Here is a 25,021-nt window from a genome sequence, read left to right as displayed (position 1 = left end):
AGACAGCACTGCCGCCATCGGAAAACCGATGCAACCGCCTCTGTCGTTTCTCCCGAAGGGCGGGCCGTTCAACCCCGTTCAAACAGTGCCATGGATTCCAGGTGACCGGTGTGTGGGAACATGTCCAGCATCCCCAGCCGGGTCAGCTGGTAGCCCCCCTGCACCAGCACCTTGCTGTCACGGGCCAGGGTGACCGGGTTACAGGAAACATAGACCACCCGTTTGGGCGAAAGTGCCACCACGTGGCTCATCACCTCGAGGGCGCCGGGCCTCGCCGGATCCAGCAGCACCAGGTCAAATCCCTCACGGGCCCAGGACATGCCGACGATGTCACCGCTCAAGTCCGCCTTGTAGAAGCGGGCGTTGTCGATGCCGTTGCGCCTGGCGTTCTCCGTGGCACGCTCCACCATGGCAAGCTCCCCTTCGACCCCGACCACTTCGCGGGCCTGACGAGCCAGCGGCAGGGTGAAATTGCCGATGCCGCAGAAGAGATCCAGCACCTTGTCATCACCGGTAGCGCCCAGCCACGCCAGCGCCTGATCGACCATGCGCTGGTTGATGGGGCCATTGACCTGGATGAAGTCACCGGGGGCAAATGCAAGAGACAGGCCATCGAGGGAGTAGCTCGGTTGAAATTGCTGATGCAGGGGCTCGATGCGATCGTCCGCCGCCTGCAGATAGAGGTCGATCCCCTGCTCTTGCGCGAATGCGTTCAACAGGGCGCGATCTGCCTCGTTCGGGCGGCCGGTGTGGCGCAGCAGCATCATGATGCCCTGCTCTGCCTGAATGAGTTCCGCATGACCCAGCTCGCGCTGGCTCTTGAGGCGATTGAGACACTCGCGCAGCGGCGCGATGAGGGCCGAGAGCGGCTCGGCCAGCACGGGGCAGCCGGCGATCTCCACCAGATCGTTGGACTGACGACGGCGAAAGCCCACCCGGGTGCAGCGGCCGTTCTTGTCAAACTTGATGGCCAAACGGCAAACCCGGCGGTAGGCGCGGGACTCCCCTCTCAGCACGGGCTCCAGCGCCGGCGCCTGAATATTGCCGAGGCGCTCGAACAGGCTGACCAGCCCGGCCTCCTTGGCCGCCTGCTGATCCGCCTCCCCCAGGTGCTGGGCGCTGCACCCGCCGCACTCGCGATAGTGGCCGCAGAAGGGGGCGATGCGATTGGCCGCCGGGGTCACCACCTGTTGTAGGGCGCCATGGGCATAATACTTCTTGTCATCGATGATGCGGGCCTTGATGGCCTCGCCGGGAAGCGCCCCTTCGACGAAGATCGCCTTGCCCTGATGACGGCCGACACCGACACAGTGGTGATCCAGACTGTCTATCGTAAATTCAATACGTTGGGGCTGGGTGGATTTCTTTTCGGGCTTGAAAAACTGGGCCATAAAACTTGGTGCCTATAGGTGGCTATGTCATGATTGTGGAATCTGCGGCAGACCATTGTCCCACAAGAATAATCGTATGACCAAATACGGCCTGAAGGCCCGCGCTGCGGCGTCCGCCCCATCGCCCATTCTGACCAGAAGTGGCTCACTGATATGACCGGATATGGCCTGACATTCCGAGCGGCGACCTCCACCGCCCTGCCTGCCCTCTCCTTCTGCCGGCATGCCATGGGCGCGCCCGCCTTCATCATCCTTGCCAACGGTTTATCAGCATGACCAAGTACGGCCTCAGAGCCCGGGTGCTGGCCTTTACCATTCTGCCGACCCTGATCATCGGCGGCCTGATCGCCGGCTATTTCACCTTCCATCGCTACCATCAGCTGGAAAACAACCTGATCGATCAGGGCATCAACATCATAGAACCGCTGGCGATTGCCAGCGAATATGGCATGACCCAGCACAGCCGCGAGTCCCTTAAGCGACTGATCGGCCTCACCCATCGCAAGAACTCGCCCTTCATCAAGTCCATCGCCGTCTTCACCCAGGACAACCAGCTGTTCGTCACCTCCAATTACCACCGGGATTTCAGCCAGCTGCGCCTGCCCGACGGCAGCACCATCCCGGCCCTGACGAGCGTCTCCTTCAATGGCGATGACATCATCTTGCGCACCCCCATCCAGGCCGAGACCAGCCTGGACGGCTTCCCCCTGCCGAGCGACCTGGAACCGCCGGTCATCGGCTACATCTCCATGCAGCTCGCCACGGACAGGGCCATCGTCCTGCAATACCGGGATGCCTTCTTCGCGGTCATCATCGTGCTCATCGGGCTGGCCATCAGCGCCCTGTTCGGCTTCCGTCTGGTCAAAAGCGTGACCCAACCCATCACCGACATGGTGCAGGCGGTGCACCGAATCCGGGAGGGGCGACTCGACACCCGGGTCAGCGGTCAACTCACCGGCGAGCTGGACATGCTCAAAAACGGCATCAACGCCATGGCCAAGGCGTTGTCGGAATACCACGAGGAGATGCAGCAGAACATCGATCAGGCCACCTCGGATCTGCGGGAGACGCTCGAGCAGATCGAGATCCAGAACGTCGAGCTCGACATGGCGAAGAAGCGGGCGCAGGAGGCAGCCAGGGTCAAGTCCGAGTTCCTCGCCAACATGTCCCACGAGCTGCGCACCCCCCTCAACGGCGTCATCGGCTTCACCCGTCAGCTGCTCAAGACCAGCCTGACCCCGAGCCAGACCGACTACATGCAGACCATAGAAAAGTCGGCGCGCAACCTCCTCGGCATCATCAACGACATCCTCGACTTCTCGAAGCTGGAGGCGGGCAAGCTGCAGCTCGAGCACATCCCCTTCAGCCTGCGCGACACCCTCAACGAGACCATGCACCTGCTCGGCCCCAGCGCCCACGACAAGCAGCTGGAGCTCTCCCTGCAGGTGGATGCCGCCGTGCCGGACTACCTCACCGGTGACCCCATGCGCCTGCAGCAGGTGCTCACCAACCTCACCGGCAACGCCATCAAGTTCACCGAGCGCGGCAACGTGGATGTGCGCGTCGAGCAGACGGGGGCCCCCAACGGCAGCAAGGTGCGCCTGCGGGTCCTCATCCGCGACACCGGCATCGGCATCTCCGAGGAGCAGCAGCGCCAGCTGTTCCAGGCCTTCAACCAGGCCGACTCCTCCATCTCCCGCCGCTACGGCGGCACCGGGCTTGGGCTCGTCATCACCCAGAAGCTGGTGCAGCAGATGGGGGGCCAGATACGGTTCGAGTCCGAGCTTGGCAAGGGCTCCGTCTTCTCCTTCAACCTGGAGCTGGATGTCTCCCCCCTGCCCCAGGGCGAGCCGCTCCCGCTGGATCGCATCCAGAGCAAGCGGGTCTGGCTGCTGGAGCCGGATCCCTTCACCCACGCCTCCCTGCTCGCCCTGCTGGCGGAGTGGCAACTGGACGTGCACTCCCTGACTGTGGACGAGGAGTGGCCGCAGATGGGCAGCCAGGACATGGTGCTCATCGGCAGCAGCACCCTGCAGAGCCCGCAGCAGGTGATTGCCCGCCTCGACGGCCTCGACGGGCAACAGAACACCATAGTGATGCTCAGCAGCCACGAGCCTGCCCTCTATGACGCCATGCTGGCCCACGGTGCCTCTCACTGCCTCTCCAAACCCATCAACCACCGCAAGCTGCTGGATGCCCTGCTCTCCCCCGACGCGGCCAGGAACACGACCCTGCACGCCTCGTCGCCACGCCACGAACAGACGATGGCGGTGCAGGCCGTCAGGGTGCTGGCGGTGGATGACAACGCCGCCAACCTCAAGCTCATCGCCGCCATGCTCAAGGAGATGGTGACCGAGGTGGTGGTGTGCAAGAACGGCAAGGAGGCGGTCAACCTGGCCCAGAGTCAGGCGTTCGACATCATCTTCATGGATATCCAGATGCCTATCATGGATGGCATCAGCGCCACCCAGGCTATCCGCCATCACTCCCTCAATACCGAGACCCCCATAGTGGCTGTCACCGCCCACGCCATTCCCGGCGAGCGGGAGCGGCTGATCCGCCAGGGGATGGACGACTACCTCGCCAAACCCATCGACGAGGGGATGCTGGCACAGCTCATCACCGACTTCGCCCACCGGCGTCACCAGAATCACGGCGTACAGCAGATAGACTGGGCCCTCGCCGTGCGCCAGGCCGCCGGCAAGCCGGCACTGGCCAGGGAGATGCTGACCATGCTGCTCGCCAGCTTCGACGAGGTGGATCCCCTCCTGGAGGCCGCTCTGGAGGGGGGCGCCGATGACGCCGAAGTACTGGCCCAGATCCATCGCCTCAACGGCGGCTGCGCCTACTCCGGGGTGCCGGGCCTGCAGCGCCTGCTCTCCCAGCTCGAGCAGCAGCTGCGTGACGGGGTCGCCGTCAGCGATCTGGAGCCCGAATTGCTGGAGCTGCAGGACGCCCTGGAACAGGTGAGGCAGGAGGCCCCCCGCTACCTGGCCCTGACCGACTAAGGCGCTTTTTCTGACGGCGCAGCCAGCTGGTGGTAACATCGGCGCCGTTTCTACAGGAGTCAACATGACCAACAACGATATTCTGCGCCGCCTGCGCTATGCCCTTACTATCAGCAACGACCAGATGGTCGAGATGTTTGCCAAGGGCAACCTGGCCGTCACCCACGCCCAGCTGCACGGCTGGCTGATGAAGGAGGCCGCAGAGGGCGAGGCACAGGATCCGGGCTACGCCGCCTGTCCGGACTCGGCCCTGAGCCAGTTCCTCGACGGCTTCATCGCCCTGCGCCGCGGCGTGCGTGAGGATGCGCCGCCTCAGGTGATCCCGAACCGGATCAACAACAACCTGATCCTGCGCAAGCTGCGCATCGGCCTCAACTACAAGGAAGAAGACATGCTGGGCACCCTCAAGCTCGCGAACTTCAACCTCTCCAAGTCCGAGCTGAGCGCCCTGTTCCGCTCACGGGATCACAAGCACTACCAGGATTGCGGGGATCAGATCCTGCGCAACTTCCTCATCGGCCTCACCGCCAAGTACAGGTCCGAGCCGTGATCACCGCTCCTGGCAAGGTGCGAGGCTGAGCCATGAGCCGGCGTCGCAGCCCCCTGTTCCCCCGTTTCCGGGGGAGCGGTGGCGCGCGCTGGCTCTGGTCACTCTGCCTCCTCCTGCTGCTCGGCGCCTGCCAGCCCGACGCCTATCGTCTCTCCTCCCACCATCAGAGCGCCAACCAGAACGAGCGCATCGCCTTCCTGATCCTGCACTACACGGATGAGGATGACGCTCGCTCCCTTCGCCTGCTGACCGAGTCAGAGCACAAGGTAAGCGCCCACTACCTGATCCCCCGCGACACCGATGAGCGACCACTCCCGGTCTACCAGCTGGTACCCGACGACCAGCGCGCCTGGCACGCAGGCCGCAGCCGCTGGCACCAATATGCCGGGCTCAACGCCAGTTCGCTGGGCATCGAGATAGTGAATCTCGGGTATGACGAGAAAGAAGCGGCCCTGCCCGCCCACCTGAGACGCTGGCAACCCTACACGGAAGCCCAGATCGCCGCCCTCGGCGCCCTCGCCCGAGAGCTGGTCGAGCGCTATGACATACCGCACACCCAGGTGCTGGGCCACAGCGACGTCGCCCCCGAGCGCAAGCAGGATCCCGGCCCCCGCTTCCCCTGGCGCGAGCTGGCCCTGCGCTACGGGGTCGGCGCCTGGCCCGACGAGGCCAGGGTAGCGGCCCTGCGCCAGCAAGGGCTCCCGGCCTGGCCGCTCCTCGTCTGGCAGCAGCAGCTCGCCCGCTACGGCTATGGCATTGCACCGAGCGGTGAGTGGGATGCGCAAAGCCGCGCCGTGATGCGCGCCTTCCAGCTCCACTTCCGCCCGGCCCAGGTCAGCGGCGAGCCGGATGCCGAGTGCCAAGCCATTCTGATGGCCTTGCTGGAGCGCTACTTTCCCGAGCAATAGGCTGAGACCCGCACCCTTCACAGAGTGGCGGATGCCGGATACCGACCCTCTTTCAACCACCCAGGTTGGGCCTCGCTGCCCAGACTAGGTACCCCAAAAACGACGAGGGACGCCGCGGCGTCCCTCGTGGGTTGTCATCAGCAAGCTGCTGACATCAGATCCCCTGACGGGCTTCCTGCATCAGCGCGCGCATATCGCTGACCGCCTTGGCCAGACCGTCGAAAGCGGCGCGGCCGATAATGGCGTGGCCGATGTTGAGCTCATAGAGCTCGGGAATGGCGGCGATGGCCTTGACGTTGTGGTAGTGCAGGCCGTGGCCGGCATTGACCTTCAAGCCCTTGCCGGCGGCATAGGAGGCACCGGCGGCGATGCGTTTGAACTCGGCGTTGCGCTCCGCATCCGTGGTGGCGTCGGCGTAGCGACCGGTGTGGATCTCGATGAAGGGGGCACCGCTCTCGGCGGCCGCATCGATCTGGATGGGGTCGGCATCGATGAAGAGCGACACCTGGGCGCCGACGGCGGCGAGGCGAGTCACCGCATCGGTCACCTTGTCCAGCTGGCCGGCCACGTCCAGGCCACCCTCTGTGGTCACCTCGGTGCGCTTCTCCGGCACCAGGCAGACGAACTGGGGCTTGATACGGCAAGCGATGCCGATCATCTCCTCGGTCACCGCCATCTCCAGGTTCATCCTGGTCTGGATGGTCTGGCGCAGGATCTCCACGTCCCGGTCGGTGATATGGCGGCGATCTTCCCGCAAGTGCACCGTGATGCCATCGGCGCCGGCCTGCTCGGCCACGAAGGCGGCCTGTACCGGATCAGGATACTGGGTGCCGCGGGCGTTGCGCAGGGTGGCGATATGGTCGATGTTCACACCCAGGTAGATCTCGCTCATTACTTAACTCCTTGAAAATGCTCTCTGTTAACTGTGCAGCTGCCGCCCTGGCGCCAGCCTCGATATCCGTATGTCAGCCTTGCATGGCTTTTCGTTTTAAAAACAGCTCCCGGCTCTTCAACTGCCGCTTGCCCAGATAAGGCTGCAGCGCGAGGCGACTGAAGCGCTTGGCCGCCTGCAGCAAGGGGGGGGTGTCGAAGCGCCCCTCGGCAAAGGCCAGCAGGTGGGCGCCGAGGAACAGGGTACGGGGATCCGGCGCCCGCTCGCAAGCGACAAAGCCGAGCTCCCGCTCGAAGCCGTAGAGCAGGGTCGGGTCGATGGGCGAGTCGTCGTCGGCGGCGTATTCGAAGTCCACCGCATAGCCCAGCGCCTGCAGCAGCAGGAACTCGAAGCGGCGCAGGGGCAGCTCCGGGGTTTCGCCATCCGCCAGCGCCATGATGGCGCGGGCATAGGCGTCGAATACCTCGGGGAAGGGGGTGTGGGCTTCCAGCAGGTAGTAGACCAGCTCGTTGAGATAGAGGCCGTAGAAGAGGCGATCGCCGCCGAGGCGCAGGGAGTGATCCGGGCACTCCACCTGGGTGAGGTTCTTGAGATCTCCCTTGCCACGCCAGGCGATGGTCAGCAGGGTGAAGGGTTGCAGCAGCCCCTTCAGAGAGGAGCGTGGCCCGCGGGAACCGCGAGCCACCAGGGTAAATCGGCCACTATCCTGGGTGAAGACCTCGACCAGCTGGCTGGTCTCCCGATAGGGCCGACTGTGGATGACGAAAGCCGGAGTCAGCAATCAGTCATCACCATACCCGAGGCTGCGCAGGGCGCGCTCATCGTCGGCCCAACCGGACTTGACCTTGACCCAGAGCTCCAGGTGCACCTTGTTCTGGAACAGCCGTTCCATGTCGATGCGAGCCTCTGTGCCTATGGTCTTGATCTTCTCGCCCTTATTGCCGATGACCATCTTCTTCTGGCCTTCACGCTCCACCAGAATGAGGCCGTGGATGTGGTAGAGACCAGTCTCCTCGACCTTGAAGCGCTCGATCTCCACCGTCACCGAGTAGGGCAGCTCCTCGCCGGTGAAGCGCATCAGCTTCTCGCGGATGATCTCGGAGGCCATGAAGCGGGAGGATCGGTCGGTCACGTAGTCTTCCGGGAAGAAGTGCACGTTTTCCGGCAGCAGATCCTTGGCCCACTCGCGGATCTTCTCCACGTTGGTGCCCTTTTCGGCACTGATGGGCAGGATATGGGAGAAGGCCATCTGCTGACCCAGCCACTCGAGGTGGGGGAGCAGGTCTTCCTTCTCCTTCACGTTGTCGATCTTGTTGACCGCCAGTACCACGGGGCACTTGAGGTGGCGCAACTTGCCGAGCACCATCTCGTCGTCCTTGGTCCAGTGGGTGCCGTCGACCACGAACACCACCATGGCCACGTCCCCCAGAGAACTGGTGGCGGCGCGGTTCATCAGGCGGTTGATGGCCCGCTTCTCCTCGATGTGCAGACCCGGGGTATCCACATAGATGGTCTGGTAGTTCTCCTCGGTGTCGATCCCCAGGATCCGGTGACGGGTGGTCTGGGGTTTCTTCGAGGTGATGCTGACCTTCTGGCCAAGCAGCTTGTTGAGCAGGGTGGACTTGCCCACGTTGGGGCGGCCCACGATGGCGACAAAGCCGCAGTAGGTGCTATCTGTATCCGTCATGACAATCTTTCCAATGCTGGTTGTGTCGAAAGACCGCGGCCTCTTGCATTCATAGCAGTCATGACAGCCTTTCCAATGCTTGCTGCGCCGCGGCCTGTTCGGCCTTGCGACGGCTGGTGCCGACCCCGACCAGGGGACCATCCAGACCGTCCACCTCGCACTGCACGGTGAACTCCTGGTTGTGGGCCTCGCCCTTGACGTTGGTCACGGTATAGGTCGGCAGGGACCGGCGGCTGCCCTGCAGGATCTCCTGCAGCCGGGTCTTGGGATCCTTCTGCTCGATGCCGGGCTTGATCTCTTCCAGGCGGCTGGCGTACCAGCCGAGCAGGAGGCTGCGCACCCGCTCCAGATCGGTATCCAGATAGATGGCGCCGATCACCGCCTCGACCGTGTCGGCCAGGATCGACTCGCGGCGAAAGCCACCGCTCTTGAGCTCACCCGGCCCCAGGATCAGGTGATCCCCGAGGTCGAACTCCCGGCCCAGTTCGGCCAGGGTCTTCTCGCGCACCAGGGTGGCGCGCATCCGGCTGAGATCCCCTTCCGCCGCCTGCGGGAAGCGGTGGAAGAGGTCGTCGGCAATCACCAGGCTCAGGATGGAGTCGCCCAGGAATTCCAGGCGCTCGTTGTGCCGGGAACCGGCGCTGCGATGGGTCAGTGCCCGGGTCAGCAGCTCGGCTTCCTGAAAGACATGCCCGAGACGGGACTGCAGTCTGTTCATCTTGATATTCATTTACTGTATTCCGCCAATGCGGTTGAAGCGCACGCCGGTCGGCACCCAGCTGGGCAAGCTGGAACCTTCCTCGCGCTCAAATTCGAAACTGATCCAGATGGCAACCGCCTTGCCCACCAGGTTCTGCTCGGGCACGAAGCCCCAGAAACGACTGTCGGTGCTGTTGTCGCGGTTGTCGCCCATCACGAAGTAGTGGCCTTCCGGCACCACCCACTCATCAGGATAGGTGCCGGGCTGGCGATAGTAGCGATCCACCAGGTCCGGCATCAGCGGGTTGCGCAGGGTCTCGTGGGAGACGTCGCCCAGCTGTTCGGTGTAGCGATCCAGCGGGATCCCCATCTGGCTGAACTCGCCGCGCTGCTCGAACTTGATGCCCAGCTTCTGGAAGCCGGGGCACGTTTTCCCTTCCTGCTCGTCGCACTTGGGCCGGATCATCAGCTCCTTGTTGCGATAGATGACCCGATCGCCAGGCATACCGACCACCCGCTTGATGTAGTCCACCCGGGTATCCAGCGGATACTTGAAGACCACGACATCACCGCGCTTCGGCTCGCCGGTCTCGAGGAACTTGGTGTTGGTCACCGGGTCCTTGAGGCCATACGCAAACTTCTCCACCAGGATGAAATCGCCCACCAGCAGGGTGGGCATCATGGAGCCCGACGGGATCTGGAACGGCTCGAAGATGAAGGAGCGCAGGATCAGCACCAGCGCGATCACCGGGAAGACCCCGCCGGTCTGTTCGATCCAGACCGGCATGGGGGCCACCTTGGCCAGAGTCTTCTCGTCCACGTCCGGGCCGGCATTGGCACGGGCGGCCGCGATCTTGGCCGCCCGCTGCTTGGACCAGACCAGCTTGTCGACGGTCCAGATGATGCCGGTCAGCAGGGTGACGACGACAAGGATCAGGGAAAAGGTGCTTGCCATCGATTAGTCCTTTCCGACGTGGAGGATAGCGAGGAAGGCCTCTTGCGGCACGTCGACACGGCCCAGGGACTTCATCCGCTTCTTGCCTTCTTTCTGCTTGTTCAGCAGCTTCTTCTTCCGGCTCACGTCACCACCGTAGCACTTGGCAGTCACGTCCTTGCGCAGGGCCTTGACGGTGCTGCGGGCGATGATCTGGTTGCCGATGGCCGCCTGGATGGCAATGTCGAACATCTGGCGCGGGATCAGCTCGCGCATCTTCTCCACCACCTGGCGACCGCGATACTGGGCGTTCTCCTTGTGGGTGATGATGGCCAGGGCGTCGACCCGCTCACCGTTGATCATGATGTCCAGACGGACCATGTCGGAGGTTTCGAAGCGCTTGAAGCCGTAGTCCAGGGAGGCGTAGCCGCGGCTGGTGGACTTGAGGCGGTCGAAGAAGTCGAGCACCACTTCCGCCATCGGGATCTCGTAGGTCAGCGCCACCTGCTTGCCGTGGTAGACCATGTTGGTCTGCACGCCACGCTTCTCGATACACAGGGTGATGACGTTGCCCATGTACTCCTGTGGCAGCAGGATGTGACACTCGGCAATGGGCTCGCGCATCTCCTTGATGTTGTTGATGGCGGGCATCTGGGCCGGGCTGTCGATGTGGATGGTGGAGCCATCATTCAGCTCGATCTCGTAGACCACGGTCGGCGCCGTGGTGATGAGATCCAGATCGTATTCACGCTCCAGACGCTCCTGGATGATCTCCATGTGCAGCATCCCGAGGAAGCCGCAGCGGAAGCCGAAGCCCAGCGCAGTGGAGCTCTCCGGTTCGTAGAACAGGGAGGCATCGTTGAGGGAGAGCTTCTCCAGCGCATCGCGGAAGGACTCGTAGTCATCGCTGGAAATGGGGAACAGGCCCGCATAGACCTGAGGCTTCACCTTCTTGAAGCCCGCCAGCGCCTTCTCGGCACCGTGCTTGGCCAGGGTCAGGGTATCCCCCACAGGCGCGCCGTGGATGTCCTTGATCCCGCAGACGACCCAACCTACCTCGCCACAACCCAGGCCGTCGGTGTCCACCTGCTTGGGCGTGAAGATACCGATGCGATCCACACCCCACACCTGACCGGTGCTCATCACCTTGATCTTGTCGTTCTTCTTCAGGGAACCGTTCTTGATCCGCACGAGCGACACGACCCCCAGGTAGGAGTCGAACCAGGAGTCGATGATCAGCGCCTGCAGGGGCGCATCCGGATCACCTTCCGGCGACGGGATCTTGGCCACGATCTCTTCCAGCACCAGATCGACGCCCAGGCCGGTCTTGGCGGAGCAGCGCACCGCGTCTACCGCATCGATGCCGACGATGTCCTCGATCTCTTCGGCAACCCGCTCCGGCTCGGCGGCCGGCAGGTCGATCTTGTTCAGTACCGGCACCACTTCCAGATCCATTTCCATGGCGGTGTAGCAGTTGGCCAGAGTCTGTGCCTCAACCCCCTGACCGGCATCCACCACCAGCAGTGCCCCTTCACAGGCAGCCAGGGAGCGAGAAACCTCGTAGGAGAAATCCACGTGGCCCGGGGTGTCGATAAAGTTCAGCTGATAGGTGTTACCGTCTTGTGCCTGGTAGTTCAGGGTCACACTCTGTGCCTTGATGGTAATGCCGCGCTCGCGCTCCAGATCCATGGAGTCCAGCACCTGGGCCTGCATCTCGCGATCGGACAGGCCGCCGCAAGTCTGGATCAGACGGTCCGACAGGGTCGACTTACCGTGGTCGATGTGCGCAATAATCGAAAAGTTACGAATGTGTTTCATCGAGCAAGAATCACTCAAAATTAAGTTAGGGTCGGATATGAGGGCAGGATTTTACTGGATAACCCGGTCGACGGCCAATCTTTAGTCGGCGGGCCCCTGAAATAGCGCCTTGTCTGGCGAGGCCTTGGACACCACGATGGCATCCGCCAGACCCTGCCCCTCAGGAGAGATGACGGGTATCGAGCACCACCCCGAGCATGCGGGGACCATATTCACCCTGCTCGAGCCGGTCAGAAAAGTAACGAACCAGCAAAAATCCGATGGCGCCGCCCAGCAGGCAGCTGAGAATGGTGACACCCTCTCCCGCCGACAAGAGCGGAGCCAGCCAGAGCTGGCCGAGCAGGGCGCCCAGCAGCAGGCAGAAGAGCGGCAGCACATAGACCAGAGCGGCCCCACGCAATATGCTCGCCTGGGGAATGCCGAGCCGGACCTGCTGGCCCACCGCCACCTCGCCGGCGAGGGGAACCCGCAGCCGCTGGGGCTTCATCGGAAAGGCCTTGGCGACGGTGCCGGTACCGCAGTTGGACTGTTGATGGCATCCGCTGCAGGCGGAGCGCCGCTCGCACTCCACCCAGGCATAGGTGCCTTCGATGGCCACCACGGTGGCCAGCTCTTCACTCATGTTACTCACCGGACAGCTCCAGAGGGGTGGCAAGGGGATGACCCGATCTCATCACGCGCGCCCCGGTTCGGCAAGTGCCTTCGTACGCCTCACTGCACCGCCTCGTTGCGAGCCAGGGGCTGCACCGACTCGGCAATGCGCTTGGCGGTCTCGGCAGGCACCTCCCCTACCACGGTGATCTCCACACCGACCTCGTTGACATAGCTCACGAGGGAGGTCGCACCCTGGCGGATCAGCTGCTGGCGCACCGCCTGCTTGGGGTCGACACGGGCCACATAGATGGAGAGATCCACCAGACCGTCGGAGAGCATCATGTAATCCACCGGCAGGCTGGTACTGACCAGCTGGTGCCTGTCCTGGGAGAGCACCTTGAAACCACCCGGCAGCCAGGTCAGATGCCAGTTGAGGGCCTGCTGGGGAGCGGGGTAGGCATCTTCCAGCGCCAGCGCATCGGGCAACTTGCTGCGCGCCAGGGTGACCAGCCAGGGCGCCGGTGCCGGCTGCCTGTCCAGATCCACCCCAAGCACCTGTTCCACCAGGTTGCCTTCCCGATCCACCATGTCCACCCGCAGCAGGAGGTGGCTCTGCTCGTCGACCCAGAGCACGAAACCGTATTTGTCCGCCTCCTTGGGCACCAGCCTCACCACCTGAGCCACCAGGCCGGCCACCCGGCTGCGCCCCGCCAGTACGGGGTCATAGCTCTCCAGCACCCGGGACAGCGGCATCCTCACCAGGCTCGACCAAACGCCGGGAAAACGCGCCCCCTTGAGAGTGTAGGGATCATGGCTGTTCTCGAAGAAGGTGTATTCGTTCTGGCGCTGCAAGTACTCCACCGCCTTGCCATCGAGATAACTCAGATGGGCCACTTCCTTGCCATCGATCACCCCGTGGCTGAAACGGATCGGCTCGAGCCGTCCCTGCCGGGCCTTGACCATGGACAATTCGAAATTCTGTTGCGAAACGGCACTCTGCATCTGCTGCAACAAGGCCTCGGCCGACAGATCGTCGGCCGAGGCCTTGGCACAAGTGAACAGGAGAGAGGCCAGCAGGATGAAACTGGACTGGCGCACGATCTGATCCCTAAAAATCCGTTATTCCTGAATCTGCTTGTCTTGCAGCAGACGTTGTTGCAGCTGGTGATCTCGCAGGAAGGCATTGATCCGCTCGCGCTGCTCCTGCATCTGCTGCTCGCTCAAGCCTTGCTGGCGCACACTTGCCCTGTTGCCTTCCTGGGGATAGTGCACGCTCACCGGCGTGGCGCTCCCCCCCACGGGTATAGTGTTGAGCACGGGGTTGGTCGGCACGCCATCCTTGCCCTGATACTGCTGCACGCCGAAGATGACGGCAGCAGCCACGGAGGCGGCAATGGCATACTGCCCCATCTGCTGGCCAAACCGGCGCACCAGAGGAACCACCTTGCCGGGAGTCTTCACCTCAGGAGCTTCGGATTGTGCCGGCTTGGGCGCCAGGATGACCGGTTCGTCTTCCAGCGCCAGCATGATGCTGTCGCTGAGGTCCAGTTGCAGATTGACCGGCAGGTCTCCCCGCATGGCATCACCGATCAGATGGTAACGCGACCAGGTTTCTTGCAGGGCGGGATCCGTTCCCAGCTCCTTCAGAACCTCCATTTCGCTGAGGTCACCATCCATCAGGGCTGAAAGTTGCTCTTTATTTGCCATAAGTTTGCCTGTCTTTCCCCAGTTAATGCTCGATCAGAGGTTGCAACCTTTTATCTATTGCTTCCCTCGCCCGGAAGATGCGGGATCTCACCGTACCCACAGGGCAATCCATGATCTCCGCAATCTCCTCGTAGCTCAGCCCTTCCATTTCACGAAGGGTGATCGCCGTTCTCAAATCTTCCGGCAGGGCTTCTATGGCGGTAAACACGGTGCGCTTGATCTCGTCGGTCAGCGCCAGGTTTTCCGGGGTGGCCACCTCTTGCAGGGCTTCACCACCACCATAAAATTCAGCCTCGTCCGCTTCGACATCACTGCTGGGCGGTCTGCGCCCCTGTGAAGTCAGGTAATTTTTGGCCGTGTTGACGGCGATCCGGTACAACCAGGTGTAAAACGCGCTCTCGCCACGGAATGTCGGCAATGCGCGATAAGCCTTGATGAAAGCCTCTTGCGCCACATCCGGTACATCGCCCGGATTGTTGACATACCTGGCCACCAGGTTGACCACCTTGTGCTGGTATTTGCGTACCAACAGGTTGAATGCATTTTTATCGCCACGCTGGACCCGTTCAACCAGCTGTTCGTCCAGTAGATTCTGGTCGCTCATCAGAGCCGTAAAACCCCCATCAGGTTATCGTTCTTCTTTTCCGGCCCCTTCTTAGCGCACAAGTTCAGACAGGAGGAATCAGAGAAAGTTCGCTTGCATTGAAAAAAATGTGATGCGGGCTGCATCACTGCCCCCCCTTGGGCTACCATGGGGCCAGTTCTTAATCCAGGCCAATGATACTTATGAAAGCAAGTGTTGAATACCTTTGCGACGTGCTGATCATTGGCAGCGGTGCCGCCGGTCTGTCCCTCGCATTGCGATTGGCAGACCAGGCCAAAGTCCTGGTTCTGAGCAAGGGGCCCATCAGTGAGGGGGCCACTCTCTATGCGCAAGGAGGCATCGCTGCCGTGTTCGACGAGACCGACAGCATCGAATCCCACGTGAGCGACACGCTCAACGCCGGGGCAGGGTTGTGCGACCCGGCGGTGGTGGAGTTCACCGCCCGCAACGCCCGCGATTCCATCCAGTGGCTGATCCAGCAGGGGGTCCCTTTCGATCAGGAAGAGGATGCCGAGGGGGAATCCCACTACCACCTTACCCGGGAAGGGGGTCACAGCCATCGCCGCATCTTCCACGCGGCCGATGCCACCGGCAAGGCGGTGCAGCTTACCCTGATCGACCAGGTTCGCGCCCACCCCAACATCACCCTGATGGAGCGCTTCAACGCGGTCGATCTCATCACCACCCGCAAGCTGGGTCTGCCGGGCAACAAGGTGCTGGGGGCCTATGTCTGGAACCGCAACGCCGAGCAGGTCGAGGTAGTGCGCGCCCGCTTCGTGGCACTGGCCACCGGCGGCGCCTCCAAGGTGTATCAGTACACCTCCAATCCGGACGTGAGCTCAGGGGACGGCATCGCCATGGCCTGGCGCGCCGGTTGCCGGGTAGCGAACCTGGAGTTCAACCAGTTCCACCCCACCAGCCTGTTCCACCCGGACGACCCCAACTTCCTGCTGACCGAGGCCCTGCGCGGCGAGGGGGCCTACCTGCGCCGCCCCGACGGCAGCCGCTTCATGCCGGACTTCGACGAACGGGCCGAACTGGCGCCGCGGGACATAGTCGCGCGGGCCATCGACCACGAGATGAAGCGCCTAGGCGCCGACTGCATGTATCTGGACATCAGCCACAAGCCGGCCGACTTCATCATCAAGCACTTCCCGACCATCCATGAGCGCTGCCTCGCGGTCGGCATCGACATCACCAAGGAGGCGATGCCCATCGTCCCGGCGGCCCACTACACCTGTGGCGGCGTGATGATCGACAACAACGGCCAGACCGACATCCCCGGCCTCTATGCCATCGGCGAGGTGACCTATACCGGGCTGCACGGCGCCAACCGCATGGCCTCCAACTCCCTGCTCGAATGCGTGGTCTATGCCCACCAGGCGGGGGCCGATATCCTGGCCAAGCTGCCCACCAGCGTGGCGCCCCCCAGCCTGCCCGCCTGGGACGAGAGCCAGGTGGACGACTCGGACGAGCAGGTGGTGATCCAGCACAACTGGCACGAACTGCGGCTGATGATGTGGGACTATGTGGGGATAGTGCGTACCAACAAGCGCCTGGCCCGCGCCAAACGCCGCATCGATCTGCTCAAGCAGGAGGTGCAGGAGTACTACGCCAACTTCCGGGTCTCCAACAACCTGCTGGAGCTGCGCAACCTGTTGCAGGTGGCCGAGCTCATCGTCAACTGCGCCCTGGAGCGCAAGGAGTCGCGCGGTCTGCACTACAACCTGGATTATCCGGACATGCAGCCGGACTCCAAGCCGACCGTGCTGACGCCGGATCGGGAATAAGACCGTTGCGCTCGACTCGGGCGCCTGCCCCCCAGATGACCCCGCCCAGGCGGGGTCATCTGTTATGGGCGGCCGGACGTGGCAGGGATAGAGAGACGCCCCTAACGGACGGCGAGATGAATGGCGCGAGCCAGGGTACGGTAGTGCTCGGGAGAGAGCGCATCGGAGAAGAGCCAGAGCTGGCGTTCCGCTCCTTTCTCGGGCTTCTCGGGCCGCAGCCTCAGCCACAGCGCCCCGGGCAGGATGCGGCTGCGGGGATCCAGCCGATGGCGCTCCCCCCGCCACGTCAGCCACTCTCCATCCCAGACGAGTCGCTCACCCGCCGGGCTTCGGCGCAACGCGCACCAGAGGCCCAGCAACCAGCAGGGGAAAAACAGCGCCCATTGCCAGCCCTGGATCAAGTGGGCCGTGGGCCAGAGCAGCAACAGAAACAGAATGCACAGCAACAGGCGCTGCTGGCGGGAGGCAATGACGGGTATCTCTACCCGCATCGGGGACACCGGGCTGGCCATGGGGATGAGTCCGGCCGTGGGTCAGGAGAGCGGGATCAGCGCAGGCGGTCGTGACGGGCCTGGTTGCGCTCGAGGATCAGCGGGATCATGGTGGCAAAGGCGGGATCTTCCGGCACGCCGTGGCCCATGCACCAGCGGAACAGCTCGGGATCCTCGCACTCCAGCAGGCGAATGAAGGTCTGCTGCTGCTCCTCGTTCAGGCCGTCGAACTCGTGTTCAAAGAAAGGCATAAAGATCACATCCAGCTCGAGCATGCCGCGGCGGCAGGCCCACTTCAGGCGGGACTTCTCACTTGGGGTCAACATGGAACTCTCCTTACAAAGACCCGTGAATGGTAGCAGCTGGATTTTCCGGCTGACAAACATTCCTTACGTCTTTACCATGCAAGTCACATACTTTCTGTCTCTGGACGACCATCGTGAGCCTGCCGACCCCCCTTCTTCCTGCCGAGCCGACCCTGTTTTCCCTGACCGATCTGGCCATCACCCTCCTCACTGGCCCGGATCGCGCCAAGTATCTGCAGGGCCAGGTCACCTGCGACGTCAACGCCCTGCAGCCGGGTCAGAGCACCCTCGGCGGCCACTGCGATCCCAAGGGCAAGCTGTGGAGCGATTTTCGCCTGCTCTGCCTCGATGACGGCCTGCTGATGCTGACCAAACCGTCGGTACTGGCACGCCAGCTGCCCGAGCTCAAGAAATTTGCGGTGTTTGCCAAGGTCGAGATCGCCGAGTACACGGGGACTGTGGTCGGCGTCGCCGGCCAGGGCACGGATGTCTGGATCGCCCAGCACTTCGATCTGACCGGGACCGGCCTGGTCGAGGGCGGCATGGCAGTGCGGGTGGAAGCGGATCGCTGGCTGCTGGTCAGTGAAGCGCCCCTGGCGCTGAGCCTGCCTGCCGGCCAGGAATCCCTCTGGTGGGGGCTGGAGATCAAGGCGGGCATCCCCCATCTGGAGGCGGTGCACCAGGGGGAGTACATTCCCCAGATGCTGAACCTGCAGGCGCTCGACGGCATCAGCTTCACCAAGGGTTGCTACATGGGTCAGGAGATCGTGGCCCGCGCCAAGTATCGCGGTGCCAACAACCGCGCCCTGTTCGTGCTGGCGGGTCAGGCCAGCGGCCCCGTCGCCAGCGGAGACACCCTGGAGATCCAGCTCGGTGACAACTGGCGCCGCAGCGGCCTGGTGATCAATGCCTGGCAGCAGGATGGCCAGGTGTGGCTCACCGCCGTGCTGCCCAAGGACACCGAAGCCGACGCCCGCTTCCGCCTCAAGCAGGAGGAGGGTTCCAGCCTGGCCCTGCACCCCCTGCCCTACGAGCTCACCGAGTAAGTTCTCCCTGGGGAGGCACCCGCGCCAGCAGGGCCTCCTTCAGCCAGCGTCCCGCCTGCCCCAGCGGGCGGGCGCGATACCACTGCAACTCCAGCTCCAGCTCGGCCTGGGCGATGAAGTCCGGCTTGAGCACCACCAGCTCCCCCCGTGCCAGCGGCCGGTGCAGCAGAAACTCGGGCACCGCCGCCCACCCCAACCCCAGTTTGACCAGCTCCAGAATGCCGAGATCTCCCTCGACCCACCACACCTGGGCCGAGAGGCGAAAGCGGTGGCGCTCCGTTCCCTCCCGCCGCCCGGTCACCATCAGCTGGCGCGCCCCCTGCAGGTCACTCTCCCGCAGCGGCGCCTTGCGAGCCAGCGGGTGATCCGGGGAGACCACCAGCGGCATGGCGACGGCGCCCAGCGAGCGAGAGACCAGCTCCCGCTCGGGCTCCGCCTTCTGGTAGCTGATGCCGAGCTGGGCCCGGCCGCTCTTGAGCAGCTCGGTCACATCCTCCATCAGCGGAAACAGCAGCTCCAGCTCCACCGTCGGATAGCGGCTGGCGAACGCCTCCAGCAGGGAGCCGAGCCAGGGCAGGTGGGAGTCGTCGTCGATGGCCAGGGTCAGGCGGGACTCGATGCCGCTGGCCAGCTTGCCGGCGATGGCCTGCAGGCGCTCGCTCTGGGCCAGCAGCACGCCCGCCTCCTGACAAATGCGGGCCCCCGCCTCGGTCAGCACAGGGTAGCGGCCGCGGCGATCGAACAGCTCGAGACCGAGATCGATCTCCAGATTGGCGATGGCGGTGCTCACCACCGACTGCGCCTTGCCCAGCCTGCGTGCCGCCGCCGAGAAGGAGCCGGTCTCGGCAGTCGCCAGCAAGGCCCTGAATTGTTCCAGTGAAGGGGTCATGGTCTGCTCCGGCGCTCCAGTGGCTGCATAGATGTATCTATTTTAACGATGGATACCAACGTGAACCCATCTGTTTTTAGCGATAAATTTGCCGCAGTTCATCTTCACAGACGAGAGAGACCATCATGCGTACTACCCGTGACCGCCTGCGCCACGCCATCGGCTTCGAATTGATTGGCCTGCTCATCGCCGCCCCGCTGGCCAGCTGGGTCACCGGCGTCGGTCTCAACCACATGGGCCCGCTGGCCCTGTTCTTCTCGGTAGTCGCCACCGTCTGGAACTATGTCTACAACATCGGGGTGGACAAGCTGCTGCTGCGCTATCAGGGCCACACCCACAAGGCGCTGTGGCAGCGGGTACTGCACACGCTGGGGTTCGAGGGGGGTCTGCTGGTCGTCGCCCTGCCGGTGATGTCCTGGTGGCTCGACATCGGTCTGCTGGAGGCGCTGGTGCTGGATCTGGGCTTCGTGCTGTTCTACCTGGTCTATGCCTTCGTCTACAACTGGAGCTATGACAAGGTATTCCCCATCCCGATGGTGCAACAGAAAGTAGCGGGGTAAGCGACGCAAAGAGGGCGAGTCAAGACGAGGCACCATCATGCGACGGGCATGATGGTGCTGGAGGAAGGATTGCCTCGTCGGGATCAGGCCTGGGCCTGGATCTCTTCCGGGGGCGTGTCGTCCTGCTTGCCCTCCTGCTGCAGCATGGCTTCGAGGTCGCTCTGATACTGGTTCAGCATGCGCTGGGCCGCGACCATGTCACCCTTGTGCAGACGCTCGAACAGATGGTGCTGCACCACGCCGTTGAGATACTCCACCGTGATCGGTTGCTCCAACGCAGACAACAGCTCCTCTTTTTCCAGCTCCGCATTGATCTCGTCGACACTGGTACGCAGCAGACCGGCCAGTTGCACCAGCATGCGTCGCTCGCCTTCGCGCAACAGGCTCAACATGCGGTTTCTCTGCTGCTCATTCTGTTGGGTCATACATTTCCTTACGTTGTGTGGGAACAAGCCCGCTCATTCTGCCCTGTCCTTTTCACAGCGTCTATCTCGGACGCATGACTTATTCCGGGTCGGGAGCCCGGGTGCTATTTGCCCCCCGGCCCGGTATAGTAACGGCTGATCCAGAGGGCCAGTACGCCCCACGTTGCGGAGACCGTCCATCCCATGACCGACGCCATCCTGGTGCTCTGCACCTGCCCCGACGAGGCCAGTGCCGACCTCCTCTGCGAGCAGCTGCTCAGTCAGCGCCTCGCCGCCTGCATCAATCAACTGCCCGGGCTCACGTCCGTCTATCGCTGGCAGGGAAAAACCGAGCGGGCGCGGGAAATCCAGCTCATCATCAAGAGTCGGGCCAGCCTGTTCGAGCCCCTGCGCCAGTGCATCCTCACCCATCACCCCTACGAGGTCCCGGAGATCCTGGCGCTCCCGGCAAGCCAGGGTCATCAACCCTACCTCGACTGGTTGAAAGAGGAGACATCATGAGACCCCTTCCCCTGTTTTTCCCTCTGCTGCTCCTGCTGAGCCTGTTCTGCACCCTGCCGGTTTACGCCCAGACGAGCGGCCAGGATCTGCTGAGCAGCCTCGGCATCGAGACCCAAACCCAGCCCAAGTTTTTGAAAGTGGACGAGGCCTTCGTCCTCGAGAGCGAGCAGCAGGGCGACCGGATCACGCTCACCCTGCACATCGCCGGCGACTATTACCTCTATCGCCACAGCATACGCGTCAAGGGAGAGAATCTCGCCTTCGACGAGCCCGTCCTGCCTCCGGGCACCGAGCATGAGGATGACTTCTTCGGCAAGAGCCGGGTCTACTATCAGGAGCTGTCGATCCCCGTCACCCTGACCCAGGCCGGCCAGGGGGCCAGCCTCACCCTGAGCTATCAGGGCTGTACCGAGGGTCTCTGCTACCCGCCGACCACCAAGGTCGTCCAGGTGCAGCCGCTGGCGCCCAAGCCCGATGCTGCGGCACCGGCCACCGCTTCCGCCTCGTCCAGCCAGCAAGACAGGCTGGCCGCCGCCCTCGGCAGCCAGGGATTCTGGCTCAGCGTCGCCGCCTTCTTCGCACTCGGGCTCGGGCTCGCCTTCACCCCCTGTGTCTTCCCCATGTATCCCATCCTGACCGGGATCATCGCGGGCGCGGGGCAGCACCTCTCCACCCGGCGCGCCTTCCTGCTCTCCTTCGTCTATGTGCAGGGGATGGCGCTCACCTACACCCTGCTCGGCCTGGTGGTGGCCTCGGCCGGCCTGCAATTCCAGGCGGCGCTGCAACACCCCTATGTGCTGATCGGGCTCTCCGTCATGTTCGTGCTGCTGGCCCTCTCCATGTTCGGGCTCTACACCCTGCAGCTGCCGAGCGGCCTGCAAACCCGGCTCTCCGGCCTCTCCAACCGCCAGCAGGGCGGCTCGGTGGCCGGTGTCGCGGTCATGGGCATGATTTCGGGGCTGGTCTGCTCCCCCTGCACCACGGCCCCCCTCTCCGGCGCCCTCATCTACGTGGCCCAGAGTGGCGACCTCTGGCTCGGTGGCGCGGCCCTCTACGCCCTGTCGCTGGGGATGGGACTGCCCCTGCTGCTGCTCGGCACCTCGGGGGGCAAGCTGCTGCCCAGGGCCGGTGCCTGGATGGATGTGATCAAGCAACTCTTTGGTTTTGCACTGCTGGCGGTGCCCATCCTGCTGCTCTCCAGGCTCTGGAGCGAGCAGACAACCTCCCTGGCCTGGCTCGGCTGGGCGCTGGCCCTGTGCGCCTACCTCTATCACCACAACCAGCACCGCCCCCATTCGATCGGCAAGAGCCTAGGCGGCTTCGCCCTGCTGCTGGCCATGATGAGCCTGGTGGTGATGGGCAAGGATCTGCTGCTGCCCTCCCCCGGCGTCCAGGCCAGCGCCGAGTCCCGGGCGCCTGCTTTCATCCGCATCAAGACCCTGGAGGATCTCAAGACCCGGCTCGCCGCCGCCCGCGGCAAGCCGGTGCTGCTCGACCTCTACGCCGACTGGTGCGTGGCCTGCAAGGAGTTCGAGCACAAGACCTTCAGCGACCCGGATGTGCGGGCACGCTTCGATGACATGGTGCTGCTGCAGGCGGACGTCACCGCCAATGACGACGCCGACGTCGAGCTGCTCAACGGTCTCAACGTGCTGGGGCTGCCGACCCTGATCTTCTTCGACAGCGCAGGCAATGAAATGAGCGGCCAGCGGGTGACCGGCTTTATGGGCCCCGAGGAGTTCGCGAGACATCTCGACAGGGTGATCGATGCCAACTGAACTGCGTCACCTCCGGGCTGCCGATGCCCCGGCCTTGCAGCGCCTGTTCGAACTGGCCCCTGCCTATCAGGCGGCCATCAGTCTTGAGCCTCTCTGCGCGCAAGCGGCGCAAGAGGCTCTCGCTGCATGTCCGCCCGATCTGCCGCTCTCTGCCAAGCATGTGATCGGGCGCTGGGAGGAGGGAGAGCTCACCGCCGTGCTCGATCTGCTGCGCGCTTACCCCGACCCGACCACTGCCTATCTGGGCCTGTTGCTGGTGGGAGAACCCTGGCAAGGGGCCGGCCGGGGTCAGGCGCTCTATCTCCACGCCTGTACGCTGGCCCGCTCATGGGGAGCCACCCGGCTTCGCCTGTCGGTGATTGCCAGCAATGAATCTGCACTATCTTTTTGGCTGCGCAGAGGGTTTACCGAGTGTTATCGCCGCGATCTCGCCGGTTATCGGGCCGAGGCGATCGTGCTGGAATGCAGCATAGGCCCCGCGCCTCCTGCGCAAGCCCTCGCCATCTCATCCCTTGCTGACTGATTTTTCCGGCCATCCCTTGTATATGACCGGCACCATGGCAGAATTTGCCCTTTCCCGTCTCGTTCGTCCGGAGTTTTGATGAAAAAGTGGTTCATCCCCCTGTTGGCCCTCTGGCTCTATGGCTGCAACTCGGGTCCCGGTGAAGAGGCCATCCAGAGCCAGGTGACCGCGAAGTTGCAGGCGGCCACCGACGCCAGCCTGTTCGACATCAGCGACTTCACCATCCTCGGCAAGGAGGAGCGGATGGAGGGGATCTATCTGGTCAAGGTGAGCTACCAGCTCCACTTCAAGCAGGGGCTGGATCAGTTGCAGGTCCTACACGACGAAGATCTCGTCTACGACAGGGTCGGCCCCTTCCAGCAGGAGATGGGACTGATGGAGCTGGAGCGCAAGTACGGCGACTTCGAAGCGGGGCAGGTGCTGCCCCAGGAGAGCCAGGTCTGGATGATGAAGACCGAGCAGGGCTGGCGATTGGCGGAACCCGAACCTGCGCAGCAGGGATAATCCCCTGCCTCCCTCCGGCCTAGAGCAAATCCTTCATCCGGTGCCAGAGCATCCCGAGCGCCAGCAGCGGTGAGCGCAGCGCCGGGCCACCAGGGAAGGTGATATGGGGCACACCGGCGAAGAGATCGAAGCCCCGGCTCTCGCCGCAGATCCCTTCCGCCACCAGCTTGCCCGCCATGTGGGTGGCATTGACCCCATGCCCCGAATAAGCCTGGGCATAGAAGACGTTGGGGTGCTGCTTGAGGCGGCCTATCTGGGGCAAGCGGTTGGCCCCTATCCCTATCATCCCTCCCCACTGGAACTCGATGGCGGTGCCCGCGAGCTCGGGGAAGACCCGCAGCAGCTTGGGCAGCATGAAGGCCTTGATATCGCGAGGATCTCGGCCGGAATAGTTGCAGGCCCCGCCAAACAGCAAACGGCCATCCGCCGACAGGCGATAGTAATCCAGCGCCACGTTCTGATCGCACACCGCCATGTTCTGCGGCAGCAGGCGCTGACGCAGCCGTTTCTCCAGCACCTGGGTGGCGAGGATGTAGGAGCCTGCCGGCAACACCCTGCCGCCGAGCTCGGGGTTGAGGTCGTTGAGATAGGCGTTGCAGCCGATCACCAGATAGTCGCTGCTCACCCGGCCGTGAGCCGTGGTCACCTCGACCCGCTTGCCGTAGTCGATGTGGGTGACTCTGGAGTGTTCGAACAGGGAGACGCCCAGGCTTTGGGCGGCGCGCGCCTCGCCAAGCGCCAGATTGAGGGGATGCAGATGACCGGAGCCCATGTCGACCATGCCGCCGATGTAGCGATCCGACCCCACCACTGTGCGGATCTCCTCTCTGGGAACCATCCTGATCTCGTGCCGGTAGCCGAGGCTCGCCAGATGCTCTGCATCCTCCTCGAACCCCTTCAGGTGACGCGCCTTGGTGGCGAGATCGCAGTACCCCCAGGTGAGATCGCAGGCGATGTTGAAGCGCTCGACCCGCTCGCGCACCAGCTGCACCGCCTCCAGCCCCATCAGATCCAGCTCGCGCACGCCTTCTTCACCAATCCAGCGGGCAAACTGGCTGGTGTCATGGCCAATGCCGCGAATGAGCTGGCCGCCGTTGCGCCCTGAGGCCCCCCAGCCGATGCGGTTCGCCTCCAGCAGCACCACCTTGTAACCAGCGTCAGCCAGGTTGATGGCGGTATTGAGGCCGGTGAAGCCCCCGCCGATGATGCAGACGTCGGCCTCCAGCTCGCCGCCGAGCTCGGGCCACTGCCGATGGTCGTTGCGGGTCGCGGCATAGTAGGAGGCCACGTGCTCCTGATGTGTGTTGTGCTTTCCCTGCATGTTCAGCATCCTGCCCTGGTTGCATTCGTTTACTAAATTAAACGGATGTCATCGATAATACCCAGCCCCTGGGTAGCGATCCAGCCTGTCAGGATC

The 25,021-nt window shown here is 63.4% G+C and carries 26 protein-coding genes; 10 read left to right on the top strand and 16 right to left on the bottom strand.

The annotated features are described in order from the left end of the window. Nucleotides 1–68 precede the first annotated feature (68 nt). Nucleotides 69–1,391, bottom strand: a complete 1,323-nt coding sequence (rlmD, locus tag I6L45_RS09725; RefSeq protein WP_216984089.1) for a 23S rRNA (uracil(1939)-C(5))-methyltransferase RlmD — start codon at nucleotides 1,389–1,391, stop codon at nucleotides 69–71. A 272-nt stretch (nucleotides 1,392–1,663) separates the two neighbouring features. Here rlmD and barA point away from each other — a divergent pair, with 272 nt between their 5' ends. The 3 genes from barA to I6L45_RS09710 all read left to right on the top strand — a co-directional run bounded on the left by barA (nucleotide 1,664) and on the right by I6L45_RS09710 (nucleotide 5,857). Next, nucleotides 1,664–4,399 (top strand): two-component sensor histidine kinase BarA, encoded by a 2,736-nt coding sequence (gene barA / locus I6L45_RS09720; protein ID WP_216984088.1) that lies wholly within the window; start codon nucleotides 1,664–1,666, stop codon nucleotides 4,397–4,399. Between the two features lie 64 nt (nucleotides 4,400–4,463). After that, nucleotides 4,464–4,949, top strand: a complete 486-nt coding sequence (locus tag I6L45_RS09715; protein ID WP_043763282.1) for a DUF1456 family protein — start codon at nucleotides 4,464–4,466, stop codon at nucleotides 4,947–4,949. 32 nt (nucleotides 4,950–4,981) lie between these two features. Next, nucleotides 4,982–5,857 (top strand): N-acetylmuramoyl-L-alanine amidase, encoded by an 876-nt coding sequence (locus I6L45_RS09710; RefSeq protein ID WP_216984087.1) that lies wholly within the window; start codon nucleotides 4,982–4,984, stop codon nucleotides 5,855–5,857. 154 nt (nucleotides 5,858–6,011) lie between these two features. Here the strand turns inward: I6L45_RS09710 and pdxJ are convergent, their stop codons facing one another. The 10 genes from pdxJ to rpoE form a co-directional block, all read right to left on the bottom strand. Then, complete coding sequence (pdxJ, locus tag I6L45_RS09705) at nucleotides 6,012–6,749, bottom strand: pyridoxine 5'-phosphate synthase (protein ID WP_025328255.1); 738 nt, start codon at nucleotides 6,747–6,749, stop codon at nucleotides 6,012–6,014. A 73-nt stretch (nucleotides 6,750–6,822) separates the two neighbouring features. Further along, nucleotides 6,823–7,530: a DNA repair protein RecO gene (recO, locus tag I6L45_RS09700; RefSeq protein ID WP_043763275.1), complete on the bottom strand. Its 708-nt coding sequence runs from the start codon at nucleotides 7,528–7,530 to the stop codon at nucleotides 6,823–6,825. Beyond that, complete coding sequence (era, locus tag I6L45_RS09695) at nucleotides 7,531–8,436, bottom strand: GTPase Era (protein ID WP_134694652.1); 906 nt, start codon at nucleotides 8,434–8,436, stop codon at nucleotides 7,531–7,533. A 58-nt stretch (nucleotides 8,437–8,494) separates the two neighbouring features. Continuing rightward, nucleotides 8,495–9,166, bottom strand: coding sequence for a ribonuclease III (rnc, locus tag I6L45_RS09690; protein WP_043763271.1), 672 nt, complete (start codon nucleotides 9,164–9,166; stop codon nucleotides 8,495–8,497). Then, complete coding sequence (gene lepB / locus I6L45_RS09685; RefSeq protein ID WP_043763269.1) at nucleotides 9,167–10,090, bottom strand: signal peptidase I; 924 nt, start codon at nucleotides 10,088–10,090, stop codon at nucleotides 9,167–9,169. Between the two features lie 3 nt (nucleotides 10,091–10,093). Continuing rightward, nucleotides 10,094–11,887, bottom strand: a complete 1,794-nt coding sequence (gene lepA / locus I6L45_RS09680) for a translation elongation factor 4 (protein ID WP_043763267.1) — start codon at nucleotides 11,885–11,887, stop codon at nucleotides 10,094–10,096. A gap of 160 nt (nucleotides 11,888–12,047) precedes the next feature. Then, nucleotides 12,048–12,509, bottom strand: coding sequence for a SoxR reducing system RseC family protein (locus I6L45_RS09675; RefSeq protein ID WP_216984086.1), 462 nt, complete (start codon nucleotides 12,507–12,509; stop codon nucleotides 12,048–12,050). 89 nt (nucleotides 12,510–12,598) lie between these two features. Further along, nucleotides 12,599–13,579: a MucB/RseB C-terminal domain-containing protein gene (locus I6L45_RS09670; RefSeq protein ID WP_216984085.1), complete on the bottom strand. Its 981-nt coding sequence runs from the start codon at nucleotides 13,577–13,579 to the stop codon at nucleotides 12,599–12,601. A 21-nt stretch (nucleotides 13,580–13,600) separates the two neighbouring features. After that, complete coding sequence (locus I6L45_RS09665; RefSeq protein WP_216984084.1) at nucleotides 13,601–14,188, bottom strand: sigma-E factor negative regulatory protein; 588 nt, start codon at nucleotides 14,186–14,188, stop codon at nucleotides 13,601–13,603. Between the two features lie 22 nt (nucleotides 14,189–14,210). After that, nucleotides 14,211–14,792 (bottom strand): RNA polymerase sigma factor RpoE, encoded by a 582-nt coding sequence (gene rpoE, locus I6L45_RS09660; protein ID WP_043763259.1) that lies wholly within the window; start codon nucleotides 14,790–14,792, stop codon nucleotides 14,211–14,213. Nucleotides 14,793–14,974: 182 nt separating this feature from the next. Here rpoE and nadB point away from each other — a divergent pair, with 182 nt between their 5' ends. Next, complete coding sequence (gene nadB / locus I6L45_RS09655; protein ID WP_134694648.1) at nucleotides 14,975–16,582, top strand: L-aspartate oxidase; 1,608 nt, start codon at nucleotides 14,975–14,977, stop codon at nucleotides 16,580–16,582. A 101-nt stretch (nucleotides 16,583–16,683) separates the two neighbouring features. Here the strand turns inward: nadB and I6L45_RS09650 are convergent, their stop codons facing one another. Further along, the gene (locus I6L45_RS09650) at nucleotides 16,684–17,061 is read right to left on the bottom strand and encodes a protein YgfX (RefSeq protein ID WP_216984195.1); all 378 of its coding nucleotides are present in this window, start codon (nucleotides 17,059–17,061) and stop codon (nucleotides 16,684–16,686) included. A 68-nt stretch (nucleotides 17,062–17,129) separates the two neighbouring features. Further along, complete coding sequence (locus I6L45_RS09645; protein WP_043763255.1) at nucleotides 17,130–17,399, bottom strand: succinate dehydrogenase assembly factor 2; 270 nt, start codon at nucleotides 17,397–17,399, stop codon at nucleotides 17,130–17,132. Nucleotides 17,400–17,512: 113 nt separating this feature from the next. Here I6L45_RS09645 and ygfZ point away from each other — a divergent pair, with 113 nt between their 5' ends. After that, nucleotides 17,513–18,424 carry a tRNA-modifying protein YgfZ gene (gene ygfZ / locus I6L45_RS09640; RefSeq protein ID WP_216984083.1) on the top strand — a complete coding sequence of 304 codons (912 nt, stop codon included), beginning with the start codon at nucleotides 17,513–17,515 and terminating at the stop codon, nucleotides 18,422–18,424. On the opposite strand, the gene I6L45_RS09635 is transcribed toward ygfZ, so the two are convergent. After that, the gene (locus tag I6L45_RS09635; RefSeq protein ID WP_216984082.1) at nucleotides 18,414–19,313 is read right to left on the bottom strand and encodes a LysR family transcriptional regulator; all 900 of its coding nucleotides are present in this window, start codon (nucleotides 19,311–19,313) and stop codon (nucleotides 18,414–18,416) included. The genes ygfZ and I6L45_RS09635 overlap by 11 nt on opposite strands. A gap of 125 nt (nucleotides 19,314–19,438) precedes the next feature. On the opposite strand from I6L45_RS09635, the gene I6L45_RS09630 reads away from it, so the two are divergent. Next, the gene (locus I6L45_RS09630; RefSeq protein ID WP_210547865.1) at nucleotides 19,439–19,873 is read left to right on the top strand and encodes a PACE efflux transporter; all 435 of its coding nucleotides are present in this window, start codon (nucleotides 19,439–19,441) and stop codon (nucleotides 19,871–19,873) included. A gap of 83 nt (nucleotides 19,874–19,956) precedes the next feature. Here the strand turns inward: I6L45_RS09630 and I6L45_RS09625 are convergent, their stop codons facing one another. Next, nucleotides 19,957–20,298, bottom strand: coding sequence for a hypothetical protein (locus I6L45_RS09625; protein WP_043763247.1), 342 nt, complete (start codon nucleotides 20,296–20,298; stop codon nucleotides 19,957–19,959). 183 nt (nucleotides 20,299–20,481) lie between these two features. Between I6L45_RS09625 and cutA the strand changes: the two genes are divergently transcribed. The 4 genes from cutA (at nucleotide 20,482) to I6L45_RS09605 (ending at nucleotide 23,604) form a co-directional block, all read left to right on the top strand. Continuing rightward, nucleotides 20,482–20,799: a divalent-cation tolerance protein CutA gene (gene cutA / locus I6L45_RS09620; RefSeq protein ID WP_216984081.1), complete on the top strand. Its 318-nt coding sequence runs from the start codon at nucleotides 20,482–20,484 to the stop codon at nucleotides 20,797–20,799. Next, on the top strand, nucleotides 20,796–22,577 hold the full coding sequence (locus I6L45_RS09615; protein WP_216984080.1) for a protein-disulfide reductase DsbD: 1,782 nt from the start codon (nucleotides 20,796–20,798) through the stop codon (nucleotides 22,575–22,577). The genes cutA and I6L45_RS09615 overlap by 4 nt, the downstream gene beginning before the upstream one ends. Further along, on the top strand, nucleotides 22,567–23,100 hold the full coding sequence (locus I6L45_RS09610) for an N-acetyltransferase (protein WP_216984079.1): 534 nt from the start codon (nucleotides 22,567–22,569) through the stop codon (nucleotides 23,098–23,100). The genes I6L45_RS09615 and I6L45_RS09610 overlap by 11 nt, the downstream gene beginning before the upstream one ends. A gap of 78 nt (nucleotides 23,101–23,178) precedes the next feature. Next, nucleotides 23,179–23,604, top strand: a complete 426-nt coding sequence (locus I6L45_RS09605; protein WP_134694636.1) for a hypothetical protein — start codon at nucleotides 23,179–23,181, stop codon at nucleotides 23,602–23,604. A 19-nt stretch (nucleotides 23,605–23,623) separates the two neighbouring features. On the opposite strand, the gene I6L45_RS09600 is transcribed toward I6L45_RS09605, so the two are convergent. Further along, on the bottom strand, nucleotides 23,624–24,925 hold the full coding sequence (locus I6L45_RS09600; RefSeq protein WP_216984078.1) for an FAD-binding oxidoreductase: 1,302 nt from the start codon (nucleotides 24,923–24,925) through the stop codon (nucleotides 23,624–23,626). Nucleotides 24,926–25,021: the final 96 nt, after the last annotated feature.

Origin of the sequence: Aeromonas sp. FDAARGOS 1415 (assembly GCF_019048365.1) — a bacterium.
In the GTDB taxonomy this organism is placed as follows: Bacteria; Pseudomonadota; Gammaproteobacteria; order Enterobacterales; family Aeromonadaceae; genus Aeromonas; species Aeromonas taiwanensis.
Note: the sequence above shows the minus strand (reverse complement) of the source record. Positions and strands in the feature narration are given on the sequence as shown.

What these genes read in the sequence shown, in the direction of transcription:
- rlmD (WP_216984089.1), bottom strand. Translation starts at nt 1,391, where the DNA reads ATGGCCCAGTTTTTCAAGCCCGAAAAGAAATCCACCCAGCCCCAACGT.
- barA (WP_216984088.1), top strand. Translation starts at nt 1,664, where the DNA reads ATGACCAAGTACGGCCTCAGAGCCCGGGTGCTGGCCTTTACCATTCTG.
- I6L45_RS09715 (WP_043763282.1), top strand. Translation starts at nt 4,464, where the DNA reads ATGACCAACAACGATATTCTGCGCCGCCTGCGCTATGCCCTTACTATC.
- I6L45_RS09710 (WP_216984087.1), top strand. Translation starts at nt 4,982, where the DNA reads ATGAGCCGGCGTCGCAGCCCCCTGTTCCCCCGTTTCCGGGGGAGCGGT.
- pdxJ (WP_025328255.1), bottom strand. Translation starts at nt 6,749, where the DNA reads ATGAGCGAGATCTACCTGGGTGTGAACATCGACCATATCGCCACCCTG.
- era (WP_134694652.1), bottom strand. Translation starts at nt 8,436, where the DNA reads ATGACGGATACAGATAGCACCTACTGCGGCTTTGTCGCCATCGTGGGC.
- rnc (WP_043763271.1), bottom strand. Translation starts at nt 9,166, where the DNA reads ATGAATATCAAGATGAACAGACTGCAGTCCCGTCTCGGGCATGTCTTT.
- lepB (WP_043763269.1), bottom strand. Translation starts at nt 10,090, where the DNA reads ATGGCAAGCACCTTTTCCCTGATCCTTGTCGTCGTCACCCTGCTGACC.
- lepA (WP_043763267.1), bottom strand. Translation starts at nt 11,887, where the DNA reads ATGAAACACATTCGTAACTTTTCGATTATTGCGCACATCGACCACGGT.
- I6L45_RS09675 (WP_216984086.1), bottom strand. Translation starts at nt 12,509, where the DNA reads ATGAGTGAAGAGCTGGCCACCGTGGTGGCCATCGAAGGCACCTATGCC.
- I6L45_RS09665 (WP_216984084.1), bottom strand. Translation starts at nt 14,188, where the DNA reads ATGGCAAATAAAGAGCAACTTTCAGCCCTGATGGATGGTGACCTCAGC.
- rpoE (WP_043763259.1), bottom strand. Translation starts at nt 14,792, where the DNA reads ATGAGCGACCAGAATCTACTGGACGAACAGCTGGTTGAACGGGTCCAG.
- nadB (WP_134694648.1), top strand. Translation starts at nt 14,975, where the DNA reads ATGAAAGCAAGTGTTGAATACCTTTGCGACGTGCTGATCATTGGCAGC.
- I6L45_RS09645 (WP_043763255.1), bottom strand. Translation starts at nt 17,399, where the DNA reads ATGTTGACCCCAAGTGAGAAGTCCCGCCTGAAGTGGGCCTGCCGCCGC.
- I6L45_RS09635 (WP_216984082.1), bottom strand. Translation starts at nt 19,313, where the DNA reads ATGACCCCTTCACTGGAACAATTCAGGGCCTTGCTGGCGACTGCCGAG.
- I6L45_RS09630 (WP_210547865.1), top strand. Translation starts at nt 19,439, where the DNA reads ATGCGTACTACCCGTGACCGCCTGCGCCACGCCATCGGCTTCGAATTG.
- I6L45_RS09625 (WP_043763247.1), bottom strand. Translation starts at nt 20,298, where the DNA reads ATGACCCAACAGAATGAGCAGCAGAGAAACCGCATGTTGAGCCTGTTG.
- cutA (WP_216984081.1), top strand. Translation starts at nt 20,482, where the DNA reads ATGACCGACGCCATCCTGGTGCTCTGCACCTGCCCCGACGAGGCCAGT.
- I6L45_RS09615 (WP_216984080.1), top strand. Translation starts at nt 20,796, where the DNA reads ATGAGACCCCTTCCCCTGTTTTTCCCTCTGCTGCTCCTGCTGAGCCTG.
- I6L45_RS09610 (WP_216984079.1), top strand. Translation starts at nt 22,567, where the DNA reads ATGCCAACTGAACTGCGTCACCTCCGGGCTGCCGATGCCCCGGCCTTG.
- I6L45_RS09605 (WP_134694636.1), top strand. Translation starts at nt 23,179, where the DNA reads ATGAAAAAGTGGTTCATCCCCCTGTTGGCCCTCTGGCTCTATGGCTGC.
- I6L45_RS09600 (WP_216984078.1), bottom strand. Translation starts at nt 24,925, where the DNA reads ATGCAGGGAAAGCACAACACACATCAGGAGCACGTGGCCTCCTACTAT.